A 20,052-nucleotide genomic window follows, 5' to 3' on the forward strand; every position below is an offset into this window, starting at 1 on the left:
GCTCGTATGTTTTCCAGGTTTTTTATCGAGCGTCCCATCTTCGCCAGCGTGATTTCCATCATTATCGTGCTGGGCGGATTGGCGGCAATGCGCTCGCTTCCCATCGAGCAGTACCCCCAGATCACCCCGCCGGTGGTCTCGGTGACCGCTTTCTATCCGGGGGCCACTCCGGAGGTGATCTCCCAGACTGTCGCCGCACCGCTGGAGCAGCAGATCAACGGCGTCGAGCGGATGATCTATATGCAATCGGGTTCGGCCTCCAACGGCCAGATGAACCTCAACGTCTACTTCGAGATCGGCACAGATCCGGATCAGGCCACCATCAACGTCAACAACCGGGTATCGGCCGCCATGGCCCAGCTGCCGGAAGAGGTGAAAAAGCAGGGGGTAACGGTCAAGAAGAAATCGACCTCCATCCTGCAGGTGGTCACCCTCCAGTCGCCGAACGGCTCGTTTGATACCACCTATCTGTCAAACTATGCCCTGCTCAACATCATCGACGAGCTCAAGCGGATTCCCGGCATCGGTGATACCACTCTGTTTGGCGGTACCGACTATGCGATGCGCATCTGGTTGCGGCCGGATCGACTGGCCCAGCTCGAACTCACCCCGAGTGATGTGATTAGCGCCATCCGCGAGCAGAACACCCAGTTTGCGGCAGGCAAGATCGGCGCTCAGCCCACCTCGACCCCCATCGACTTCACCTACACGGTGCAGACCAAGGGTCGCCTTGAAGATGTGAAAGAGTTCCAGAACATCATAGTTCGCTCCATGCCCGATGGCTCCAAGATCCGGGTCCGCGATGTCGCCCGGGTCGAGCTGGGGGGCAAGGATTATGATCTGGTGGCCCGCGCCAACGGCAAACCGGCCATCGGTATCGCTACCTATCTGCAGCCCGGTGCCAACGCCGTAGCAGTCGCCGATGCGGTGCACACCACCATGGAGCGGCTCAAGGAGCGCTTTCCGCAGGATATCGAGTACCAGATCCCCTACGACACCACAGAGTTTGTGAAGATCTCCATCGAAGAGGTGGTACACACCCTGTTCGAGGCGATCGTGCTGGTGTTCGTGGTAGTCTACCTGTTCCTGCAGAACTTCCGCGCCACCCTGATCCCCTGTATCGCGGTGCCAGTGTCGCTCATCGGGACCTTCGCCGGCATGCTGGTGCTCGGTTTCTCCATCAACCTGCTGACCCTGTTCGGCATGGTGCTCGCCATCGGTATCGTGGTGGATGACGCCATCGTGGTGCTCGAGAACGTCGAGCGGATCATGAGCGAGAAGAAATGTTCGCCCAAAGAGGCTGCCATCCTCGCCATGCAGGAGGTCTCAGGTCCGGTGGTCGCCATCGTGCTGGTGCTTTGCGCCGTGTTCCTGCCGGTCGCCTTTATGGGTGGCATGACAGGGGTGATGTACAAGCAGTTCGCCATCACGGTCGCGGTCTCGGTGGCCATCTCCGGTCTGGTGGCTCTGACTCTCTCTCCGGCCTTGTGCGCCGTGTTGCTGAAAGAGGGACATCACAAACCGGCCCGTTTCTTCGTCTGGTTCAACGATAAATTTGACCAGCTGACCCGCGGCTATGTACGGGGTGTGGCCTTCCTGAACCGTCGGGTGGGGGTCGCTTTTGCCATCATCGCCGTACTGCTGCTCTCCATCTACGGTCTCTTCCTGAAAGTGCCGGGCGAGCTGGTACCGAACGAAGATCAGGGCTACCTCATCTCCGCCGTCATGCTGCCGGATGCCGCCGCCATGAGCCGGACACAGGCAGTGGCGGATCAGTTCGACAAGCTCGCCATGGCCAATCCCAATGTGAAGGATGTGATCACTTTCTCGGGCTTCGACATCCTCTCCAACGCCATCATCAGCAACAGCGGTCTCACCTTCATTACCCTGAAGGACTGGAGCGAGCGCAAGGGGACAGGCCAGGACTCCTTCGAGCTGGCCAAAACTCTGCAGGGGATGAGCCTGATGGGGCTGGCTGACGGCTTTGTTGCCTCCTTCAACCCGCCCCCCATCCAGGGAATGTCCACCACCGGCGGACTGGAAGGCTACCTGCAAAACCGGGGTTCCGGCAGTGCCCAGGAGTTTTCGGGCGAAGTACAGCGCTTCCTCGCCGCCGCCAAGGAGCGCCCCGAGTTTGCCAGTGTCACAACCACATTCCGTGCCAATGTGCCGCAGGTCTATCTCGACCTGGATCGCGAGAAAGCCAAGGCGCTGGGGCTGCCGATCAATGCGGTGTTCGACACCATGCAGGCCACCTTCGGTCAGGTCTATGTCAACGACTTCAACCAGTTTGGCCGAACCTACCGGGTACAGTTGCAGTCCGAAGCGGACTACCGCGCCAAGAAGAGCGATATCCGCAACGTCTACGTGCGCTCCAACACCGGCGAGATGATCCCGCTCAGCAGCCTGGTGACGGTCCGTGATGCCACTGGCCCCGAGCTGGTAGAGCGTTTCAACATCTTCCAGGCAGCCAAGATCATGGCACAGCCGGCACCCGGCTACAGTTCGGGTCAGGCGATCGCCGCACTGGAAGAGGTGGCCAACAGTACCCTTGGCAACGATGCCAAGCTGGAGTGGACCGGTTCCGCCTATCAGGAGAAGGCCTCTGCCGGTAGCGCAGGCATGGCGTTCGGCTTCGGTATTGTGATGATCTTCCTCATCCTGGCAGCCCAGTACGAACGCTGGAGCCTGCCGTTTGCGGTGATCACAGCCGTACCGTTCGCCCTGTTCGGCGCCCTGCTGGCCACCTGGCTGGTAGGACTCACCAACAACGTCTACTTCCAGATCGGGCTGGTGACCCTGGTGGGTCTTGCCGCCAAGAACGCCATACTGATTGTGGAGTTCGCGGTGATGAAGCACGAAGAGGGGATGAGCCTCATCGAGTCGGCACTGGAGGCGGCGCGCCTGCGTTTCCGTCCCATCGTGATGACCTCGCTGGCCTTCATCCTCGGCTGTGTGCCGCTGGTCACCTCCAGCGGCGCTGGTGCCGCAAGCCGTCACGCTCTCGGCTGGCCGGTGATCGGCGGCATGCTGGCGGCCACCTTTATCGCCATCTTCTTTATCCCGCTCTTCTTCCGCCTCATCATGAAAGGGTCGGAAAAGCGCGCCAAGCCGTAACGCTCTCCACGGGCGTTCCACCGATAACAAACTACCCCCGCCCGTGCGGGGGTATTTTTTTGTCTGCGGTGTGCTTCAATGACACACATCGAGACTTTTTTGCACAGGATCCGGATATGCTGGCTCAGCTCTGGCTCGCGACGACCTTGACGACCACTACCCTCTCCGCCTGTGGTCATCACGATTATCCCCCCTGGAACTGGCTGAGCGATGGCAAGATCATCGGCGTTTGTGCCGAAGTAGTCAGTACCCTCTATCAACGGTTGGGTTTCAATGTGGATCTCTCCTATGTGGGCCCCTGGGCCCGCTGTCAGCAGAAAGTGGCGAAAGGAGAGGTCGACATCAATATCTGTGCGCTGCGCAACGAAGAGAGAGCACACTACTCCCGCTTTACCCGAACGCCCATGGCCATCAATGACATGGCGGTGTTCGTGCGCCAACCCGGCAGCCGCTTGCTGCAGCGACGGGAGGATCTGACCGGACTGCGGGGAGCCATGATGATAGGCGTCAGCCTTGGCAGCGAAATGGATGATTTTTTGCAAGCAAATACCCGCATCTACAGGGTCAACTCCCTCAAGCAGGTATTTGGCCTGCTGGCCAGTGACCGGGTCGACTTCGTTCCCTATGGCCGCTCTTCCGGTCGCCTGTTTTTGAGCGAAAATTACCCGAGCAGCGGAATGGTTGATCTGCAGTGGCCACTGCAGCGCGGTGAGCTCTATATTTCTGTTTCACTACAATCTCCCCATCTTGGCACCCTCGAACAGCTGGAACCCATGCTGCAAGCGCCGGGCATGAGGCAGTGGATAGATCAGCTGCTGGAGAAATACAGCGACATCTATCTGCAACAACAGCGCCAGCCCTCGCCTTGACCTTCTCCCAGAAGCAAGGTTTAGAGTCTGGATACCAGATCCTGAAGGATGACCGGATTGTCACTCACCCAGCTTGCGACAAGATTGCCCTCTGCCCTGCTAGCCCGGCTATTGCTGGCGCTGCTGCTCGTGTGCAATCTGACTCTCTGCATCAGCTGGCATGGTTCTCCCCTCTCCTCCGAGACGACCCAAAGCAGCCCCCTGCCAATGGTGATGTTGGATTCATCCATGGCGATGGCGGATGGCGAGAGCTCTCATGCGATGCCCGCAATGTCTCACCCGAGCGATACCATGGCCCTCTCCTGCCATCAGGGAGACGAGGGGTCGGCCATGGGCGATGAGTGCCAGATGCAGACCGGCGTCAATGCCCTCTCCTTCGGCGCGATAGCTCTGCTGGGTGTATTGGTCGCCCTGCTGATCTTCCCCCTGCTACTTGGCAGTAACTTCGCAACTGCACTGCTTGATAACTGGTTGCGGGATCCCTTCCTGCGATCACGCGGTACCCATCCCCCCTCCTGGCCGCGCCGACACCTGATGTTGTCGGTGCTGCGACACTAGAAAGATCTTCTCTTGCGGCAGCGGCAAGCCTCGGCTTGCCCGTCTCCTGCCGCCTTGCCTGACCCTGTGCCCCGGCCAAACCGGCCCGCTCACTGGGAGCCGTGCGCGCTGATACAGCTGCGCCCCGTTTGCCGCCAATCCCTTAGGTGATGCCTTGTCCATCTCCGATCCGGCGGCCTGCACAAGAGAAGAGATATGATGTCACTTGTCCCTGTTACCGGCCTTATCGCCGCCAAGAACTTTGCCACCCTGCCACTAAGTGGGGGTGTGCGATGAGCCAGAAACTGCTGGTATCAGCCCTGCTGCTGGCCCTCGGCGCCGGTGGCGGCTACTGGGCTGCCAAACAGACCACTGCTAGCACCGTGGCCAAGGAGAAGACGCCGCTCTACTGGGTCAACCCCATGGATCCGCGCGACAAGCGCAATGCCCCGGCCAAGGACAACATGGGGATGGACTTTATCCCCGTCTATGAGGAAAAACAGGGCGGCTCACCGGGCACCGTCACCATCAGCCCCGAGATCCAGCAGAACCTGGGGGTGCGGCTTGCCAAGGTGGAGAAGCTCCCTATCCACCAGCAGATCGAGACGGTGGGCTACGTCGGCTATGACGAGGACAAGCTGGAGGCGGTCAACGCCCGCATGGCGGGCTGGATCCGCACCCTCGCCATCAAGAGCGAAGGGCAGCAGGTGAGCAAGGGGAGCCTTATTTACGAGCTCTACGCCCCGGATCTGGTCAACGCCCAGCACGAATACCTGCTGGCCCTCAACACTGCCAACCCGCTGCTGCTGCGCGCCGCCGAAGGCAAGCTCAAGTCCCTGCAGGTACCGGCAGATCAGATAGCGGCCCTCAAGCGCACCCGTCAGGTGCAGGAGACGGTGCGTATCTATGCCCCCAGCAGCGGTTATGTCTCCGAGCTGAAGGTGCGCGAAGGCCAGTATGTGGAGCCCGCCGCGGCCCTCTTTAACATCAGCACCCTCAAGCAGGTGTGGGTGAGTGCCGAGGTGTTCGAGCGCCAGGCCGCCCAGCTGAAGGTGGGGGATCCGGTCACCATGACCCTCGACTACGCCCCCGGCCGCCACTGGCAGGGCCGGGTCGATTACCTCTACCCGACTCTGGATGCCACCACCCGTACCCTCAAGGTGCGCCTGCGCTTCGCCAACCCGGACGAGTTTTTGAAACCCAATATGTTCGCCAAGGTGACGATTCAGGCGGGCAAGGGAGAGCCGCAACCGGTGGTGCCGAGCGAAGCGGTGATCCGTACCGGCAGCCAGGACCGGCTGGTGCTGGCGCTGGGGGATGGCAGCTTCAAGTCGGTGGCCGTCACTCTGGGTCCCCAGTTTGGCGACAAGGTGGCCATCAAGGAAGGGGTAGAGGCGGGGGATAACATCGTCAGCTCGGCCCAGTTCCTGCTCGACTCCGAGTCGGCCATCGATTCAGACTTCCAGCGTATGACGGCAGTGCGCCCTGCCCAGGTATGGACCCAGGGCGAGGTTGAAAGCATCGATCTGTCCAACCGTACCCTGATGGTCTCCCACCAACCCATCCCCGAGTGGCAGTGGCCCGCCATGGAGATGGAATTTACCGTCGCCGAAGGAGTCGACATCAGCAAGCTGGTCGAGGGACAGCCCCTCCATCTGCAGGTGATGCAGGAGGGGGATGAGTACCGCATCACCACCATCCATCAGCAGCAAACGCCGGCAAGCGGTGACACCGCCAAGCCTGCGGCAGATGAGATGGAGAAGATGGAAGACATGGACCATAGCCAGCATCAGATGGCGATGCCCGAGGTGGAGAAGAAATCATGATCCCTTCCATCATTCGCTGCCTGACAGGCAACCGCTCTCCGCTCTCTGCACCCAATGAGCAAGGAGCCCAACCATGATCCCCTCGATTATTCGCTGGTCCGTGGGCAACCGCTTTCTGGTGCTGCTATTGACCCTCATGCTCACCGCCTGGGGGCTCTGGTCGGTCAAGCAAACCCCGGTGGACGCCCTGCCGGATCTCTCCGACGTGCAGGTGATCATCAAGACCTCCTATCCAGGCCAGGCGCCCCAGGTGGTGGAGGATCAGGTGACCTACCCGCTCACCACCGCCATGCTGGCGGTGCCGGGGGCCACCACGGTGCGCGGCTACTCCTTCTTCGGCGACTCCTTCGTCTATGTGCTGTTTGACGACAACACCGACCTCTACTGGGCCCGTGCCCGGGTGCTGGAGTATTTGAGCCAGGTCGCCCCCAACCTGCCCGCCTCCGCCCGTCCCCAGCTCGGCCCCGATGCCACCGGGGTGGGCTGGGTCTATCAGTACGCGTTGGTGGACAGAACCGGCAAGCATGACCTCAGCCAGCTCACCTCGCTGCAGAACTGGTTCCTCAAGTACGAGTTGCAGACGGTGGACGGGGTCTCCGAAGTTGCCACCGTGGGCGGCATGGTGCGCCAGTATCAGGTGCGGGTCGACCCGGACAAACTGCGCGCCTACGGCATCCCGCTCTCCCTTATCGAGACCGCCATCAAGCAGGGCAATCAGGAGACCGGCGCCTCCGTCATCGAGATGGCGGAAGCGGAGTACATGGTGCGCTCCAACGGCTATCTCAAGAGCGTCGAGGATCTGAAGCAGATCCCGCTCGGCACCAATGTGCGCGGCGCCCCGCTGCTGCTGGGCGACGTGGCGGATGTGGTCACCGGGCCCCAGAGCCGGCGCGGCCTGGCCGAGCTCAATGGCGAAGGGGAAGTGGTGGGCGGCATTATCGTCATGCGCTATGGCGAGAATGCTCAGCACACCATCGACGGGGTCAAGGCGCGGCTCGCTCAGCTGAAGAGCAGCCTGCCGGAGGGGGTGGAGGTGGTCACCGTCTACGATCGCTCCGACCTTATCCAGCGCGCCATCGATAACCTCTCCGGCAAGCTGCTGGAGGAGTTCGCCGTGGTGGTGCTGGTCTGCCTCGCCTTCCTGTTCCACCTGCGCTCGTCACTGGTGGTGGTCATTACCCTGCCCATCGCCATTCTGGTGGCCTTTATCGTGATGCACCTGCAGGGGATCAACGCCAACATCATGTCGCTGGGGGGCATCGCCATCGCCATCGGCGCCATGGTGGATGGCGCCATCGTGATGATCGAGAACGTCCACAAACACATGGAGCAGGAGGCGCTCACCGACAAGAACCGCTGGCGCATCATCACAGAGGCGAGCATCGAAGTGGGGCCTGCCATCTTCTTCTCCCTGCTGATCATCACCATCAGCTTCCTGCCGGTGTTTGCGCTGGAGGCGCAGGAGGGGCGGATGTTCCACCCCCTCGCCTTCACCAAGACCTATGCCATGGCGGCGGCTGCCGCGCTCGCCATCACGCTGGTGCCGGTGATCATGGGTTACTTCATCCGTGGCAAGGTGCTGGCGGAGCAAGCCAACCCGCTGAACCGCTGGCTAAGCCAGGGCTATGTGCCGCTGCTCAAAGCCGTCTTGGCCCGCCCGAAAACCACCCTGGCCATCGCCGCCGTGGTCACGGTGGCGGGCTTCTGGCCGCTCAAGTACCTGGGCTCCGAGTTCATTCCGCCGCTGGACGAGGGGGACATCATGTATATGCCCACCACCGCAGCCAATATCTCGGTGGGCAAGGCGCGGGAGATTTTGCAGCAGACCGACAAGCTCATTCGTACCGTACCCGAGGTGCAGAACGTGTTCGGCAAGGCGGGGCGCGCCGAAACCGCCACCGACCCTGCCGATCTGGTGATGATGGAGACCAGCATCCAGCTCAAGCCCCGGGATCAGTGGCGCCCCGGCATGACCCCGGAGAAGCTGAAAGAGGAGCTCGACTCCCTCATCCGCTTCCCCGGCCTCACCAACGCCTGGGTGCCCCCCATCAAGACCCGCATCGACATGCTTGCCACCGGTATCAAGACCCCGGTCGGCATCAAGATAGCGGGGCCGGATCTCAAGGTGATCCAGCAACTCGGCCAACAGCTCGAACAGATCGTTGGCAAGGTAGAGGGCGCCTCATCGGTCTACGCCGAGCGGGTGGCGGGTGGCCGCTACGTCAAGGTAGATATCGACCGGCTCAAAGCGGCCCGCTATGGCCTCAACATCGCCGATGTACAGGCGGTGCTCGCCACCGCAGTGGGCGGCATGGAGGTGGGCCAAACCATCGAGGGGCGCGAACGCTATCCCATCAACCTGCGCTACCCCCAGAGCTATCGCGATTCTGTAGCCAGCTTGGAGCTGCTGCCGGTGGTCACGCCAAGTGGCGCTCGCATCGCGCTGGCGGATGTAGCCCAGGTCTACATCAGCGATGAAGCCCCCATGCTGCGCAGTGAAAACGCGCGGCTCAACGGCTGGGTCTACGTCGATATTCGCGGCCGCGATATCGGCTCCTTCGTCGATGAGGCCAAAGCCGAGGTGGGCAAGCAGCTGGTGCTGCCGGCGGGCTACGCCCTCACCTGGTCTGGCCAATACGAGTACATGGAACGGGCCAAGGCGCGCCTCGCCTACGTGGTGCCGCTGACGGTCGCCATTATCGTGCTGCTGCTCTATCTGGCGTTTCGCCGCGTTCAGGAGGTGCTGCTCATTCTCACCACCTTGCCGCTGGCGGTGGTGGGGGGGATCTGGACCCTCTGGCTGCTCGACTTCAACCTCTCGGTGGCGGTCGGGGTGGGCTTTATCGCTCTGGCGGGGGTGGCGGTAGAGACCGGCGTCTTGATGCTGGTCTACCTCAACCATGCCTGGGATGACCTGGTGGCCAGTGGCAAGCCGGACAAGGCGGGTCTGCACCGGGCGGTGATCCACGGCGCCGCCCTGCGCCTGCGCCCCAAGATGATGACGGTGGTCACCATCATCGCTGGCCTCTTGCCCATCATGTGGAGCCACGGCACCGGATCCGAGGTGATGCAGCGCATCGCCGCCCCCATGATCGGCGGCATGGTGAGCGCGCTGGTGCTGACCCTCTTGGTGCTGCCCGCCGCCTACTACCTGTGGCGCAGTCGCAGCCTTGGCAAGAGCGCGTACCCGCAATCCGAGTAACCCGATTTCACGATCCATATTGACTGAACGATAAGGAAACCATCATGAACTACAAAACGCTGACCCTGACCCTGCTGCTTGGCCTTGCCACCCAGACCAACCTGCAAGCCGAAGAGATGATGCACCATGAAGGGCACGATATGAGTCAGACGGGTGAGATGAGCGAACAGGCCGCAATGGTGATGACCAAGGGGGTCATTACCCGCCTCGATGAGGGGCGCGGCAAAGTCGGCATCAAGCACGAGGCGATCGAGAACCTCAAGATGCCCCCCATGACCATGGTCTTTCGAGTAGCTAACCCGGCCCAGCTCCAGGATCTGAAGGTGGGGGATGCGGTGCGTTTTCACGCCGAGAACCCGGATGGCAAGCTAACCGTAACCACTATCCAGAAACAGTAATCAGAGTCATTTCAAAAAAAAACGGCGGGATCATCCCGCCGTTTTCTGTTATTGCACCATCCGCCGAGCGGTCTCCTCAGCCGTTCGGATAGGCTTGGGCTATGTTGGCCTGCGCCACCCCCATCAACTGAACCGAGATATCCTGCAGCACATAGAGGTCGCGGCGACGGGTCCAGGGTTGATCGGATTGCTCGTCGTACCAGACGGGCAGTTCGATCCCCTCCGGGGCATGGCTCGCCACCTTGCGGGCACGGCAGGTGATGATGCAGCGCTTGACGTGGTCGCGGTGACCGATAACGGCCGCCGTGCCAAGGGCGGCGGCATCTCCGCCGGCATAATCCCTGACAATGGCCTCCACCACGCCGTCCGTGCTGAGGTAGACCAGCTTGCCTTCATTATCCCAGTAAGGCTCGATGGAGATGACATCCCGGGCTGGAATGTCCGGATAGCGGGCCGAGTCGAGGAAGCGGGCAATCTCCCATTGCACGTACATGGGCACCGGCTTTTGCCGATAGAGGGCCGCACAGCAGGCAGCCAGAGCCTCGTTCATGGGGCCGGGCTCGGCCAGTTCATCCGGGTTGCCCGAGGCGTTGGGGCGGTTGCCGAAGGCAAAGGCGATGACGCAGTGGGCCTGGTCGATGGCGACCCGGGACGGGGTCATGTTGAAGCAGGCCTCCTCGATGAAGGGGGCCAGCTGGCGGGCCGTCTGCTCGTCGTGCAGCTCGGCGCTCAGCCGGTCGGTCAGGGTGGTGCGAAAATCCGCCGCACTCCCCTGGCTGTCATTGCTGCTGTTGCAGCCGGTGAGGGTGGCGACCAGGGGGGTACTCAACAGCCCCAGGGTGACTCTACGTCGACTCTCGTTCATTTAGATTCCTCTTTGGTAGCAAGCACTTAACGGGAACAAGCAGCAATTAACCCTTGACCCAATAAACGCTCATACCATACGGAAAAACGGGGGCGACAAAAGCCATACCGCGAGGCTCGTACCCAGAACGTGCAGCAATTCACACATTAATCAATAAACGAAAGCACTCTTTTGCGAATGAGCCAATAAAAGAAATTAACATCCACATTAATGAACCACTGATAGATAGATACTCTATCTGTGGTTCATTCGCACAGATTTCATCCCTCAGATAACGCGCTCGTTCAGCTGCGGGTTGCCAGCAACTGCTCCACATCCTCGATCACCTTAAGGGCCGCCTGCGGGCCGCCGCTGGAGGTCCAGAGCGACCCGTCAACGGCGCCAAAGCGCTTGGCCTTGATCACCGGCAGTTGCTGGAACGCCGGGGTCTGCTCCGCCTGACGCATGGCATCCACCGCATCACCGCTGGCGCTCAGAGTGCCGACCACCAGCCAGTCAGCATCCAGCAGGTTGAGGGACTCCAGACTCAGCGCCGGTGAGTGGGGTGCGCCAGTCCCCTGCTGCTTGCTTGGGCGTACCAGCCCCATCGACTCCACTACGCTGCTGGCAAAGGTGCCCTGATACATAAAGCTCGGCCCCTTGGGGTTCCAGCGCACTATGCTGATGCTCTCCCCCTGATGCTTGGCCAGCTTGCTGCGGGCCTGAGTCAACCGCTCGGCATACTGCAGCAAGAAAGTATCCCCTTGCTGGTCGCGGTTGAGGGTGTGGGCGGTGCGGCGGAAGCTATCCTGCCACGGTTCACCCCACTTGCTGGTCACCACGGTCGGCGCGATCTCCCCCAGCAAGGTCAGCAGTTCGGGACGGGTCTGGCCGGTCAGGATAAGGTCGGGCTCCAGCGCAATCAGCGACTCCAGATTGGGGCTGTCGAGATCGCCGATCACCTGGATACCCATGCCCGCCTTGTTCAGCAAATAGCGGGGCAAGGTGGGTTGACCACGGCCATTGACGGCGCCTATGGGGGTCAGCCCCAGGGTCAGGGTGCTGTCGAGTTCGAGCTCGCTCAGCACCACCACCCGCATTGGCTGGGCTGGCACCTGCACCTTCTGGCCAAACGCATCGGTCACTTCACGCATCTCCTGCGCCTGAACCTGCGGCGCGGCCAGCATCAGGATGGCTGCTGCCAGGGCGGCAAAACGCTTCATCATTTCACTCCTTCTCGTTGCACGGCACGGATAATCGGCCGCGTGAATACACTCGGTGGGCCCACAGAGCAGGCCCATATGACTCAACTCGCCGAACGCAGGGCACGGCCATGTTCGTGGCGACGGGGCACGATAATGGGCGCCCCGTCGCCGGGGGCATGCAGAATGTCGACACTGGTCTGGTAGAGCCGGTCGATCAAGGACTTGGTCACCACCTCCCGGGCCGGGCCCATGGCGGCAATGGTCCCCTCGCCGATGGCGATCAGCTCGTCACAGTAGCGGGCCGCCATCGCCAGATCGTGGATCACCAGCAGCACGGTTTTGCCCTCGGCGGTGATGCGATGGATCGCCTCCATCACCTCGGTCTGGTGACCGATATCGAGGGCGCTGGTGGGCTCGTCGAGCAGCACCATGTCGCTGTCCTGCGCCAGGATCATCGCCAGCCACGCCCGCTGTGCCTGCCCGCCGGAGAGGGACGCAGCGCTCTGCTGCCAGATCCCCTCAAGCTGCATTCGCTCGCAGGCAATACGCACCATGCGGGCATCCTCCTCACCCCACTGATTGAACCAGCCCTGATGAGGGTGACGGCCATACTGCACCAGCTGCTCCACCAGAATGCCGGCAGGCAGGGTGGGCCGCTGGGGCAGATAGGCGAGCTCCCGCGCCAGCCCCTTCATGGGGTAGCTGGCAAGCGGCTTGCCTTTGAGCAGGATCTCGCCGCGTTGGGCTTTCATCTGGCCAGATAGCAGCTTGAGCAGGGTCGATTTGCCGCAGCCGTTGGGGCCGACGATCCCCACCAGCTTGCCCCTCGGCACGCTGAAGGAGATGTCCCGCAGGATGGGAGTCTGCTGATAGGCGAAGTGGAGGCGATTTACGGTGAGCGTCATCAGTCAGCCCTCTGGCGATCGTTAACGAGAAGAAACAGCAGCAACAGGCCACCGAGAATGCGGGTCATGATACCGGTCGCCACCTCGTGGGGGCTGGCCAGCCCCCGAACCAGGGTATCACTGGCAAGCAGCAGCAGGGCGCCGCTGAGTGCCGCCAGCCAGAGCGGCACCACCCGGTCTTTTACCAGCCAGGAGGCAAGAATGGGGGCCGCCATGGCGATAAAGACCACGGGGCCGCCGATGGCGGTGCCGAGCGCCGCCACCAGAATGGCCTGGGCCAGAATGCCCAATTGCACCCGATCGCCGTTGACGCCAAGCCCTCTGGCCATCTCGGGGCCAAAGCGCAGCACCGCCAGCGAGCGGGAGAGATAGACGATCCAGGGGCAGAGCAGCAGCAACAGGATGGCGATGGGGGTGATGGTGCTGTAACCCACGGCGATAAAGCTGCCCATGTTCCACAGATAGAGGGAGCTCAGGTGCAGCAGGGCCTGAGTGGACATCACAAACTGGCCGAGCGCCTCGAACAGCTCGGAGAGGCCGATACCGATCACCACGAACAGATAGCCCTGCTCACCCGGTTTGCGGCAGAGGGCATAGAGCACCAGCGCCGCGAAGATGGCGCCGATGGGGGCCGCCCACCAGGGCCAGCTGCCCACGGTCAGATAGAGGGAGAAGATGATGATGGCCAGAGAGGCGCCGTTGTTGACCCCCACCATGTCGGGGGTGGCCAGCCGGTTGCGCACCAGCGTCTGCACCAGACAGCCTGAGAGCCCCATTGCAGCCCCCGCCACCACCACCCCAAGGATGCGCGGCAGCCGGATCTTGAACAGGGTGAGCTGCTCAAGCCGCGTCCCCTCCCCCATCAGGGTGTTGACCACCCCGGCAAAGCCGAGCTTGCCGCCGCCAACGCTCAGGGCCAGCAGAGCCAGGGCCAGCAACGCCACGGCCAGCAGAGCCAGCCCGCGCCAGCTTGGCAGATGGAGCAGCAAAGAGCGGTTGCCGGCCCGCAGGCAGAGCATATCGGTAGGTGTACGCATCAACCCCTCACTTGACGGTCAGCAGGGTACGAAAGCCCCCGCGATGAACAATGGCGATCAGCACAGGTGCGCCAATCAGGGCCAGAATAACCCCGTTGGGCAGCTCGAACGGCTGGATCAGCCAGCGCGCCAGAATGTCTGCCAACAGCAGAAACAGCATGCCGAACAGGGCGGAGAAACAGACCTGCACCGACAGCTTCACCGGCTCCACCAATCGGCCACAGTAGGCGGCCAGAAAGCCGACAAAGCCGATAGGGCCGGCGATGGCGATGGCACTGGCGGTAAACAGGGTGGCGGCCAGCAGCACGCCAATCCGCACCCGGTTGGGGCGGATCCCCAGCGCCTGGGCCTGACTGTCCCCCATCTGCATCAGGGTTAGCTGGCGACAGAGCAGCAGGGTGATGACAAACGCCGCCAACACGAAGGGCAGCACGGCAATGATGGCATCGAGATTGGCCGCCGACAGGGAGCCGAGGTTCCAGAAGCGGTACTGCTCCAGCACCATCTTGTTGGAGAGCAGCAGAAAGCTGGAGAGACCGCCGAAGGTGGCGGAGAGCGCCACCCCGACCAGAATGAGCTTCAGCGGGTTGGAGCGGCCAATCATCATGCCAAGCCCCAGCACAATCACGTTGCCGAGCAGCGCACCGAGTCCGGCCCAGAGCAGATAGCCGTAGGCGGACTCCACCCCGAACCAGGTGAGCCCCACCACCAGCGCAAAGACGGCCCCGGCGTTGACGCCGAGCAGGCCGGGCTCCGCCAGCGGATTGCGGGTCGCGCTCTGCAACAAGGAGGCAGCCAGAGATAAAGAGGCGCCGACCACCATGGCACAGAGGGTGCGCGGCAGTCGCAAGGTATTGAGCACCATGGCGAGCTTCTGGTCGCCAGCCCAGCGGGCATCCCCCATCAGGTAGCCGAGCACCTCGCGAGCACCATAGACACCCGCACCGGTGGCGAGCGAAAGAGAAAGCAGTACGAACAGGAGGAACAATCCCAGCCAGAACAGCGAGGTCTGGTCTCTAAACACCCTTTAACTCCTTATGATTGCAATGCCATCTTGTTGACACAAAAGCCGTCATCCGAGGTGATACCGTGGCAACAACGGAAGCCCGCCAGGGCGGGCTCCCGCTCAGCCATTACAGCTTGTAGGCCACACCGGCATAGACAGTGCGCCCGTCGAGGATCTGATCGGCCTCGGTGGCAACCCAGTCACGCTTGGTATTGGTCAGGTTGTTGAGCCCGAACTTCAGATCCAGTGCCCGAGTGGCGTTCCAGACTGCCCCGATATCCAGGGTGTGGAATCCGGCGGTGGTCTCATAGGTGGTGCCGCTCATGCGCGGAACCGGAAGGATCTGGCTGCCGGTGTAGTTCCAGCCGAGCTGGGTACTCAGGCTCTCGATGACCTGCCACTCCAGCTTGGCGTTGACGGTATGCTCCGGCGTCCGATAGAGATCCTTGCCGCTGGTCTTGTCCTCCCCGTCGATCAGGGTGACGTTGCTGGAGAGGGTCAGGGCATCGGTGATATCAAACCAGCCGCTCAGCTCCACCCCCTTGATGCGGGCCTTGCTGACGTTCTGATAGGTCATCACCGCCGGACGCCAGGTGGAGGTCCATGCCTCGCTCTGGATCTTGTCCTTGATATCGTTGTGGAAGACGGTAACCCCGGCGCCCCAGAACGAACCATCATAGGCGGTGCCCAGCTCGTAGCTGACGGCGGTTTCCGGCTTCAGATCCGGGTTGCCCACCACGGCGCAGCGACCGCGACAGGCGGCTACGGCATAATCCGGGTTGGACTGGGCAATGGTCGGCGCCTTGAATGCCTTGCCAATGCCGCCCTTGACCACCCAGTTGTCAGTCAGGCTGTAGAGGGCATAACCGCGGGGGCTGAACTCGGTGCCATAGGTCTCGTGGTGATCGACCCGGCCACTCAGGGTCAACGCCAGATCGCCAAAGCCAAACTCATCCTGCAGATAGAGCGCGCTCTGGTTGACGCTGACATCGCCCCCCTTGAGGTTGACATTATGCTTGAGTTCGGTGATGCGGTACTCGGCACCGCTGGTCAGCAGGTGGCTGCCCAGATTGCCGCTCAGCTGGCCATCAAAGGTGTGGTTGGTCTGGCTCACATCGCCGCAGGTCTTGCTCAGCGCCGTCATCAGTTCGGAGTCATCAAAGAGATCAACCTGCTCGAAGGCATAGCCGACCCGGCTGTCGAACTGATCCCAACGGCCGACATGGGTGGCATTGAGCCCCAGTCGCTCCATCTGCTGGATATTGCGCGGCGTCTGGCCGTAGTTGTTCCAGTGGGCCTCCCGATCGTCTTTGGCGTAGTTCATCCCCACATCCAGATCCTGACGATCGTCGATCAGCCATTTGACGTTGGAGAGGATCCCCAGCTTTTCACGCTGCTCGATGGCATCGGCCTTGGGGTTGATGCTCTGCTCGCTCTGCCAGGCGTCCCGGTGGTTCCCTTCTACCACCAGGTTGGCCAGCAGCTTGTTGTCGATCAGTGCCCCGCCCACATAGGCACTCGCCTTGTTGATATCCCCGCCGTGACCGTCGGTGGGGTCGCTGAAGGTATAGGTGGCCGCCGCTTCGGTCTTCTCCCCGGGTTGGCGCAAGATGACATTGACCACCCCACCCAGCGCATCTGCGCCGTAGAGGGAGGAGATGGGGCCACGGATCACTTCGATACGCTCGATGGCCGCCATGGGGATGGCGGAGAGATCGAAATCATTGCCATAACCGGAGGTAAGAGCATCGCGGGAGCTGATACGCCGCCCATTGACCAGCAACAGGGTGTAATCCCCCTCCAGCCCGCGCAACTTGATCTCGCTGCGGCCGTAGCTGGTCGCAGGGCTGATATTGACCCCCGGCAACTGTTTCAGAGCGCCGGTGAGGTCATTGACATTGAGCTTGTCGAGCTCGGCCCGAGTCACCACAGAGACGCTGGCCGGGGCGGTCAGCTCGCTGTGCCGGGTTTTACTCGCCGTCACCACCATAGTTTCATGAACGGTGACAGGCGCAGTCCCTTGGGCCAGAACTGGCAGGGCAAAAAGGGACAACACCAGCGGATGCACTGCAAATCGTCGGGATGATGTACGCATCATCAACACTCCACATAAAACAACCAAGGCCAACACCACCGACATCCCTGTCTGACCTCACCAGACCCGGTGCAAAGTGATGGAGTTCATTGGCATGAACAGTCGTCCATGCCCCATCACCCCGAACATCAGTGCATTACGGCAGGCCCTGCGTTGTGCTATGCCACTCGCAGCCATCAATAACAAAAGCGCCGTACCGACTGACATCGGGACGGCGCAATACTAAATGCAAATCATTTTTATTTGCAAGAGTGAATCAGGTATTCTTTCGCATCCGCTTAATTATCCATCACATCGTGGCGAGTCTGGTGATAGGCCTCTTCACTCTTGCCCCGGCGCCAGTACGGCACGGCGTAGAGCGACTGGCGATCCACCTCGAGCACAGACCGAAAATGGCGGCGCAGCGGCAGCACCAGCGCCTCTTCCCCACCCAGCCAGAAGAAGCCACCATCGCGCACCAGCGGCAGAGCAATCACATGCTCCAGCAGGCCGCTGGACTCGGGCTCGCCGACAAACCAGTGACAGCGCACCCCGACCGGCAGCGTCAACGGCTGAGCATCGGCCTGATCCGGCACCAGAATCGCAATTTCCCCTCTGGCATCGGCAGGCATCACCTCGCACATCGCCATGATGGCGGGCAAGGCGGTGAGATCCCCTACCAGACAGTAGTGATCGGCCGGTTGCAGCATAGGGTTGGGACCACCCGGCCCGGAGAGGATTACCTTCTCTCCCGGCTTGGCATGGGTAGCAAAGGCGCTGGCGGGCCCGCCGTCACCGTGCAGCACGAAGTCGATATCAATTTCCTGCTCATCACGGCGAAACGCGCGGATGGTGTAGGTGCGGATCACCGGCTTGTCAGCCGGGTCACTCCAGCGCGGGCCGCTCGGGGTCATTGCAGGCAGCACCGGCTCTACCTGATGGGGCTGGGCCAGCATCACCTTGATATGGGCCCCACCGCAGGTGAAGGGATAGTCAGCCAGTTCGCTGCCACCAAAGGTGATACGACGCAAATGGGGGGTGATCTGGGTAATGGCTTTGACAGTCAGCAGACGGGGACGATTGGGAGGCAGAGATGGGGACACAATGAGGCTCCTCGTTGAGTGTGTTGCCTATGCTACACACAAATGGGAATCACTATCAAATGCGATTATTTCTCGTCTATCCGGCTCAAACATCACTAATCACTACCATCAGCCCCCGAACAGAGAAACGGGCTTATGCACGCTAGTCCCATGATTGGACGAAGAAAGCAGCCGGACAACAACACTGTCACGCAGGGTTCCATTTGCCTATTTCGACCATAGTTTTTCGAGATCAAATTTTATTTCTCAATAAGTTTCCTATCCTTAGTGAAGCAGTTAATGTAAGCACAGGATGCCAAACAGGATTGTATGATGGATGACCAGATCCTGATTATTGATGATGACGAGCTCTCCCTCCCCGACGCGCAGCAAGCAGGCTGGAGGGTGATGATTGTTGACGATGAACCGGAAGTGCATCGCATCACCAAGATCACTTTAAACAAATTCGAGTTTGACAATCGTCCCATCGAGTTTCTGCATGCCTATTCGGCTGCAGAGGCAAAAAAATTGCTGGCCACCACCCCGGATGTTGCACTGCTGCTGCTGGACGTGGTGATGGAGGTCGATCACGCCGGTCTTGATGTTGTCAAATATGTCCGTGAAGAGCTGCAAAACAAGATGGTACGCATCGTGCTGCGTACCGGCCAACCCGGCCAAGCGCCGGAAGATGACGTGGTGACCAACTACGACATCAACGACTACAAGGATAAAACCGAGCTCACCTCCCAGAAGCTGCGCACCCTGCTGCGGGCCAGCCTGCGCTCCTATCGGGATATCCGCACCCTGGAAAGCAACCGGCAAGGGCTGGAAAAAGTCATCGAAGCCTCCAAGGGGATCTTTGAGAAACGGGCGCTGCGTCAGTTTGTCGAAGGCGCCCAAGAGCAGCTGAGCGCCCTGCTCCATCTGGGAGAGACCCAGATTTACGATGTAAAACAATATGCCTACGAAGTGAAGGATCAACTGCTGGAGCCCCTGCTGCCAGGTCATCCCCCGGTGCGGTTGACAGAGGCACCCGAGATACTGCGTCAGGCCATGACCCGGGGCTGCAATATCTACAACACCAACCAGATGGTGCTCTACTGCCAAAACCCGCGCCACCACCTGTTGTTTCATATCGAGACCACTCGCCAGCTCAGTCAGATCGATACCAGCCTGCTGACCCTGTTTACCGAAAACATCATAGTGGCACTGGAAAATATCCGGCTCAACGAGGTGATCGCCGACAACCAGCGGGAGATCATCTATCGCATCGGCGAACTGGTCGAAACCCGCTCCAAGGAGTCAGGGTTACACGTCAAACGGGTCGCGCTCTACACCGAGCTTTTCTGCCATCTGCTGGGGATGAGCGAAGAGCAGAGCGAGCTGGTTAAACGGGCCTCACCACTGCACGACATTGGCAAGGTGGGGATTCCCGATGCCATTTTGCACAAACCGGGCAAGCTGACCCCGGAAGAGTGGGAGATCATGAAAACTCATGCCCAACTCGGTCAGGACATGCTCTCCGGCAGCGATCTGGCGTTGTTCCAGATTGGCGCCACCATAGCAGGCAATCACCATGAGAAGTGGAATGGCAGCGGTTATCCCCGCGGTTTGAAGGGGGCCGATATCCCACTGGAAGGACGGATCGTGGCACTGGCCGATGTGTTCGATGCCCTGGGTTCGGATCGCTGCTACAAGAAAGCATGGCCGCTGGACAAGGTGCTGGCCCTGATTGAAGAGGAGAAGGGGCAGCATTTCGACCCCCAGTTGGTCGAGCTGATGATGGCCAATCTGGACAAGTTCCTCGAAATCCGCGAGCAGAACAAGGATGTCTATATCGGCGATCACTGATTGCTGCCAATCCCTTATCCTAAGGGGTCGAGCTAAAAAAACCGCCCTGCTTATCGAGGGCGGTTTCTTCTCTCTGGTGTATCGTTTTTCCCGAGTCTG

14 protein-coding genes are annotated in these 20,052 nt (G+C 60.9%); 7 read left to right on the forward strand and 7 right to left on the reverse strand.

All coding sequences use genetic code 11. The annotated features are described in order from the left end of the window. Positions 1-6: 6 nt before the first annotated feature. The 6 genes from G5315_RS15550 (at position 7) to G5315_RS15575 (ending at position 9,949) form a co-directional block, all read left to right on the forward strand. On the forward strand, positions 7-3,117 hold the full coding sequence (locus G5315_RS15550) for an efflux RND transporter permease subunit (RefSeq protein WP_421171806.1): 3,111 nt from the start codon (positions 7-9) through the stop codon (positions 3,115-3,117). Positions 3,118-3,233: 116 nt separating this feature from the next. Next, complete coding sequence (locus G5315_RS15555; protein WP_058055876.1) at positions 3,234-3,986, forward strand: substrate-binding periplasmic protein; 753 nt, start codon at positions 3,234-3,236, stop codon at positions 3,984-3,986. A 57-nt stretch (positions 3,987-4,043) separates the two neighbouring features. Continuing rightward, positions 4,044-4,544 (forward strand): hypothetical protein, encoded by a 501-nt coding sequence (locus G5315_RS15560; protein ID WP_058055875.1) that lies wholly within the window; start codon positions 4,044-4,046, stop codon positions 4,542-4,544. A gap of 272 nt (positions 4,545-4,816) precedes the next feature. Further along, a complete protein-coding gene (locus G5315_RS15565) occupies positions 4,817-6,349 on the forward strand; it encodes an efflux RND transporter periplasmic adaptor subunit (RefSeq protein WP_421208667.1) in 1,533 nt (510 codons plus the stop codon). Between the two features lie 73 nt (positions 6,350-6,422). Then, positions 6,423-9,551 (forward strand): efflux RND transporter permease subunit, encoded by a 3,129-nt coding sequence (locus G5315_RS15570; RefSeq protein ID WP_421333330.1) that lies wholly within the window; start codon positions 6,423-6,425, stop codon positions 9,549-9,551. A 44-nt stretch (positions 9,552-9,595) separates the two neighbouring features. Continuing rightward, positions 9,596-9,949, forward strand: a complete 354-nt coding sequence (locus G5315_RS15575; RefSeq protein ID WP_227342327.1) for a copper-binding protein — start codon at positions 9,596-9,598, stop codon at positions 9,947-9,949. Between the two features lie 76 nt (positions 9,950-10,025). Here G5315_RS15575 and G5315_RS15580 read toward each other — a convergent pair whose 3' ends face one another. From G5315_RS15580 to G5315_RS15610, 7 genes are all read right to left on the reverse strand, one after another. Further along, positions 10,026-10,814: a hypothetical protein gene (locus tag G5315_RS15580; protein ID WP_227342325.1), complete on the reverse strand. Its 789-nt coding sequence runs from the start codon at positions 10,812-10,814 to the stop codon at positions 10,026-10,028. A gap of 284 nt (positions 10,815-11,098) precedes the next feature. Further along, the gene (locus tag G5315_RS15585; protein WP_100645523.1) at positions 11,099-12,016 is read right to left on the reverse strand and encodes an ABC transporter substrate-binding protein; all 918 of its coding nucleotides are present in this window, start codon (positions 12,014-12,016) and stop codon (positions 11,099-11,101) included. An 83-nt stretch (positions 12,017-12,099) separates the two neighbouring features. After that, complete coding sequence (locus G5315_RS15590) at positions 12,100-12,903, reverse strand: ABC transporter ATP-binding protein (RefSeq protein ID WP_100645522.1); 804 nt, start codon at positions 12,901-12,903, stop codon at positions 12,100-12,102. Continuing rightward, a complete protein-coding gene (locus tag G5315_RS15595; RefSeq protein WP_100645521.1) occupies positions 12,903-13,940 on the reverse strand; it encodes a FecCD family ABC transporter permease in 1,038 nt (345 codons plus the stop codon). The genes G5315_RS15590 and G5315_RS15595 overlap by 1 nt, the downstream gene beginning before the upstream one ends. A 7-nt stretch (positions 13,941-13,947) precedes the next feature. Continuing rightward, a complete protein-coding gene (locus tag G5315_RS15600; protein WP_421221399.1) occupies positions 13,948-14,964 on the reverse strand; it encodes a FecCD family ABC transporter permease in 1,017 nt (338 codons plus the stop codon). A 109-nt stretch (positions 14,965-15,073) separates the two neighbouring features. Further along, positions 15,074-17,041: a TonB-dependent receptor domain-containing protein gene (locus G5315_RS15605; protein ID WP_421333342.1), complete on the reverse strand. Its 1,968-nt coding sequence runs from the start codon at positions 17,039-17,041 to the stop codon at positions 15,074-15,076. Between the two features lie 278 nt (positions 17,042-17,319). Further along, on the reverse strand, positions 17,320-18,123 hold the full coding sequence (locus tag G5315_RS15610) for a siderophore-interacting protein (RefSeq protein ID WP_069526731.1): 804 nt from the start codon (positions 18,121-18,123) through the stop codon (positions 17,320-17,322). Positions 18,124-18,435: 312 nt separating this feature from the next. Between G5315_RS15610 and G5315_RS15615 the strand changes: the two genes are divergently transcribed. Further along, positions 18,436-19,953: an HD domain-containing phosphohydrolase gene (locus G5315_RS15615; protein WP_216954328.1), complete on the forward strand. Its 1,518-nt coding sequence runs from the start codon at positions 18,436-18,438 to the stop codon at positions 19,951-19,953. Positions 19,954-20,052 lie beyond the last annotated feature (99 nt).

It is taken from the genome of Aeromonas sp. 603607 (genome assembly GCF_049171595.1).
GTDB lineage: Bacteria > Pseudomonadota > Gammaproteobacteria > Enterobacterales > Aeromonadaceae > Aeromonas > Aeromonas veronii.

Excerpts from the sequence above, each read along its gene's own strand:
- G5315_RS15550 (WP_421171806.1), top strand. The coding sequence starts at position 7 with ATGTTTTCCAGGTTTTTTATCGAGCGTCCCATCTTCGCCAGCGTGATT.
- G5315_RS15555 (WP_058055876.1), top strand. The coding sequence starts at position 3,234 with ATGCTGGCTCAGCTCTGGCTCGCGACGACCTTGACGACCACTACCCTC.
- G5315_RS15595 (WP_100645521.1), bottom strand. The coding sequence starts at position 13,940 with ATGCGTACACCTACCGATATGCTCTGCCTGCGGGCCGGCAACCGCTCT.
- G5315_RS15575 (WP_227342327.1), top strand. The coding sequence starts at position 9,596 with ATGAACTACAAAACGCTGACCCTGACCCTGCTGCTTGGCCTTGCCACC.
- G5315_RS15585 (WP_100645523.1), bottom strand. The coding sequence starts at position 12,016 with ATGAAGCGTTTTGCCGCCCTGGCAGCAGCCATCCTGATGCTGGCCGCG.
- G5315_RS15605 (WP_421333342.1), bottom strand. The coding sequence starts at position 17,041 with ATGCGTACATCATCCCGACGATTTGCAGTGCATCCGCTGGTGTTGTCC.
- G5315_RS15570 (WP_421333330.1), top strand. The coding sequence starts at position 6,423 with ATGATCCCCTCGATTATTCGCTGGTCCGTGGGCAACCGCTTTCTGGTG.
- G5315_RS15580 (WP_227342325.1), bottom strand. The coding sequence starts at position 10,814 with ATGAACGAGAGTCGACGTAGAGTCACCCTGGGGCTGTTGAGTACCCCC.
- G5315_RS15590 (WP_100645522.1), bottom strand. The coding sequence starts at position 12,903 with ATGACGCTCACCGTAAATCGCCTCCACTTCGCCTATCAGCAGACTCCC.
- G5315_RS15615 (WP_216954328.1), top strand. The coding sequence starts at position 18,436 with ATGGATGACCAGATCCTGATTATTGATGATGACGAGCTCTCCCTCCCC.
- G5315_RS15565 (WP_421208667.1), top strand. The coding sequence starts at position 4,817 with ATGAGCCAGAAACTGCTGGTATCAGCCCTGCTGCTGGCCCTCGGCGCC.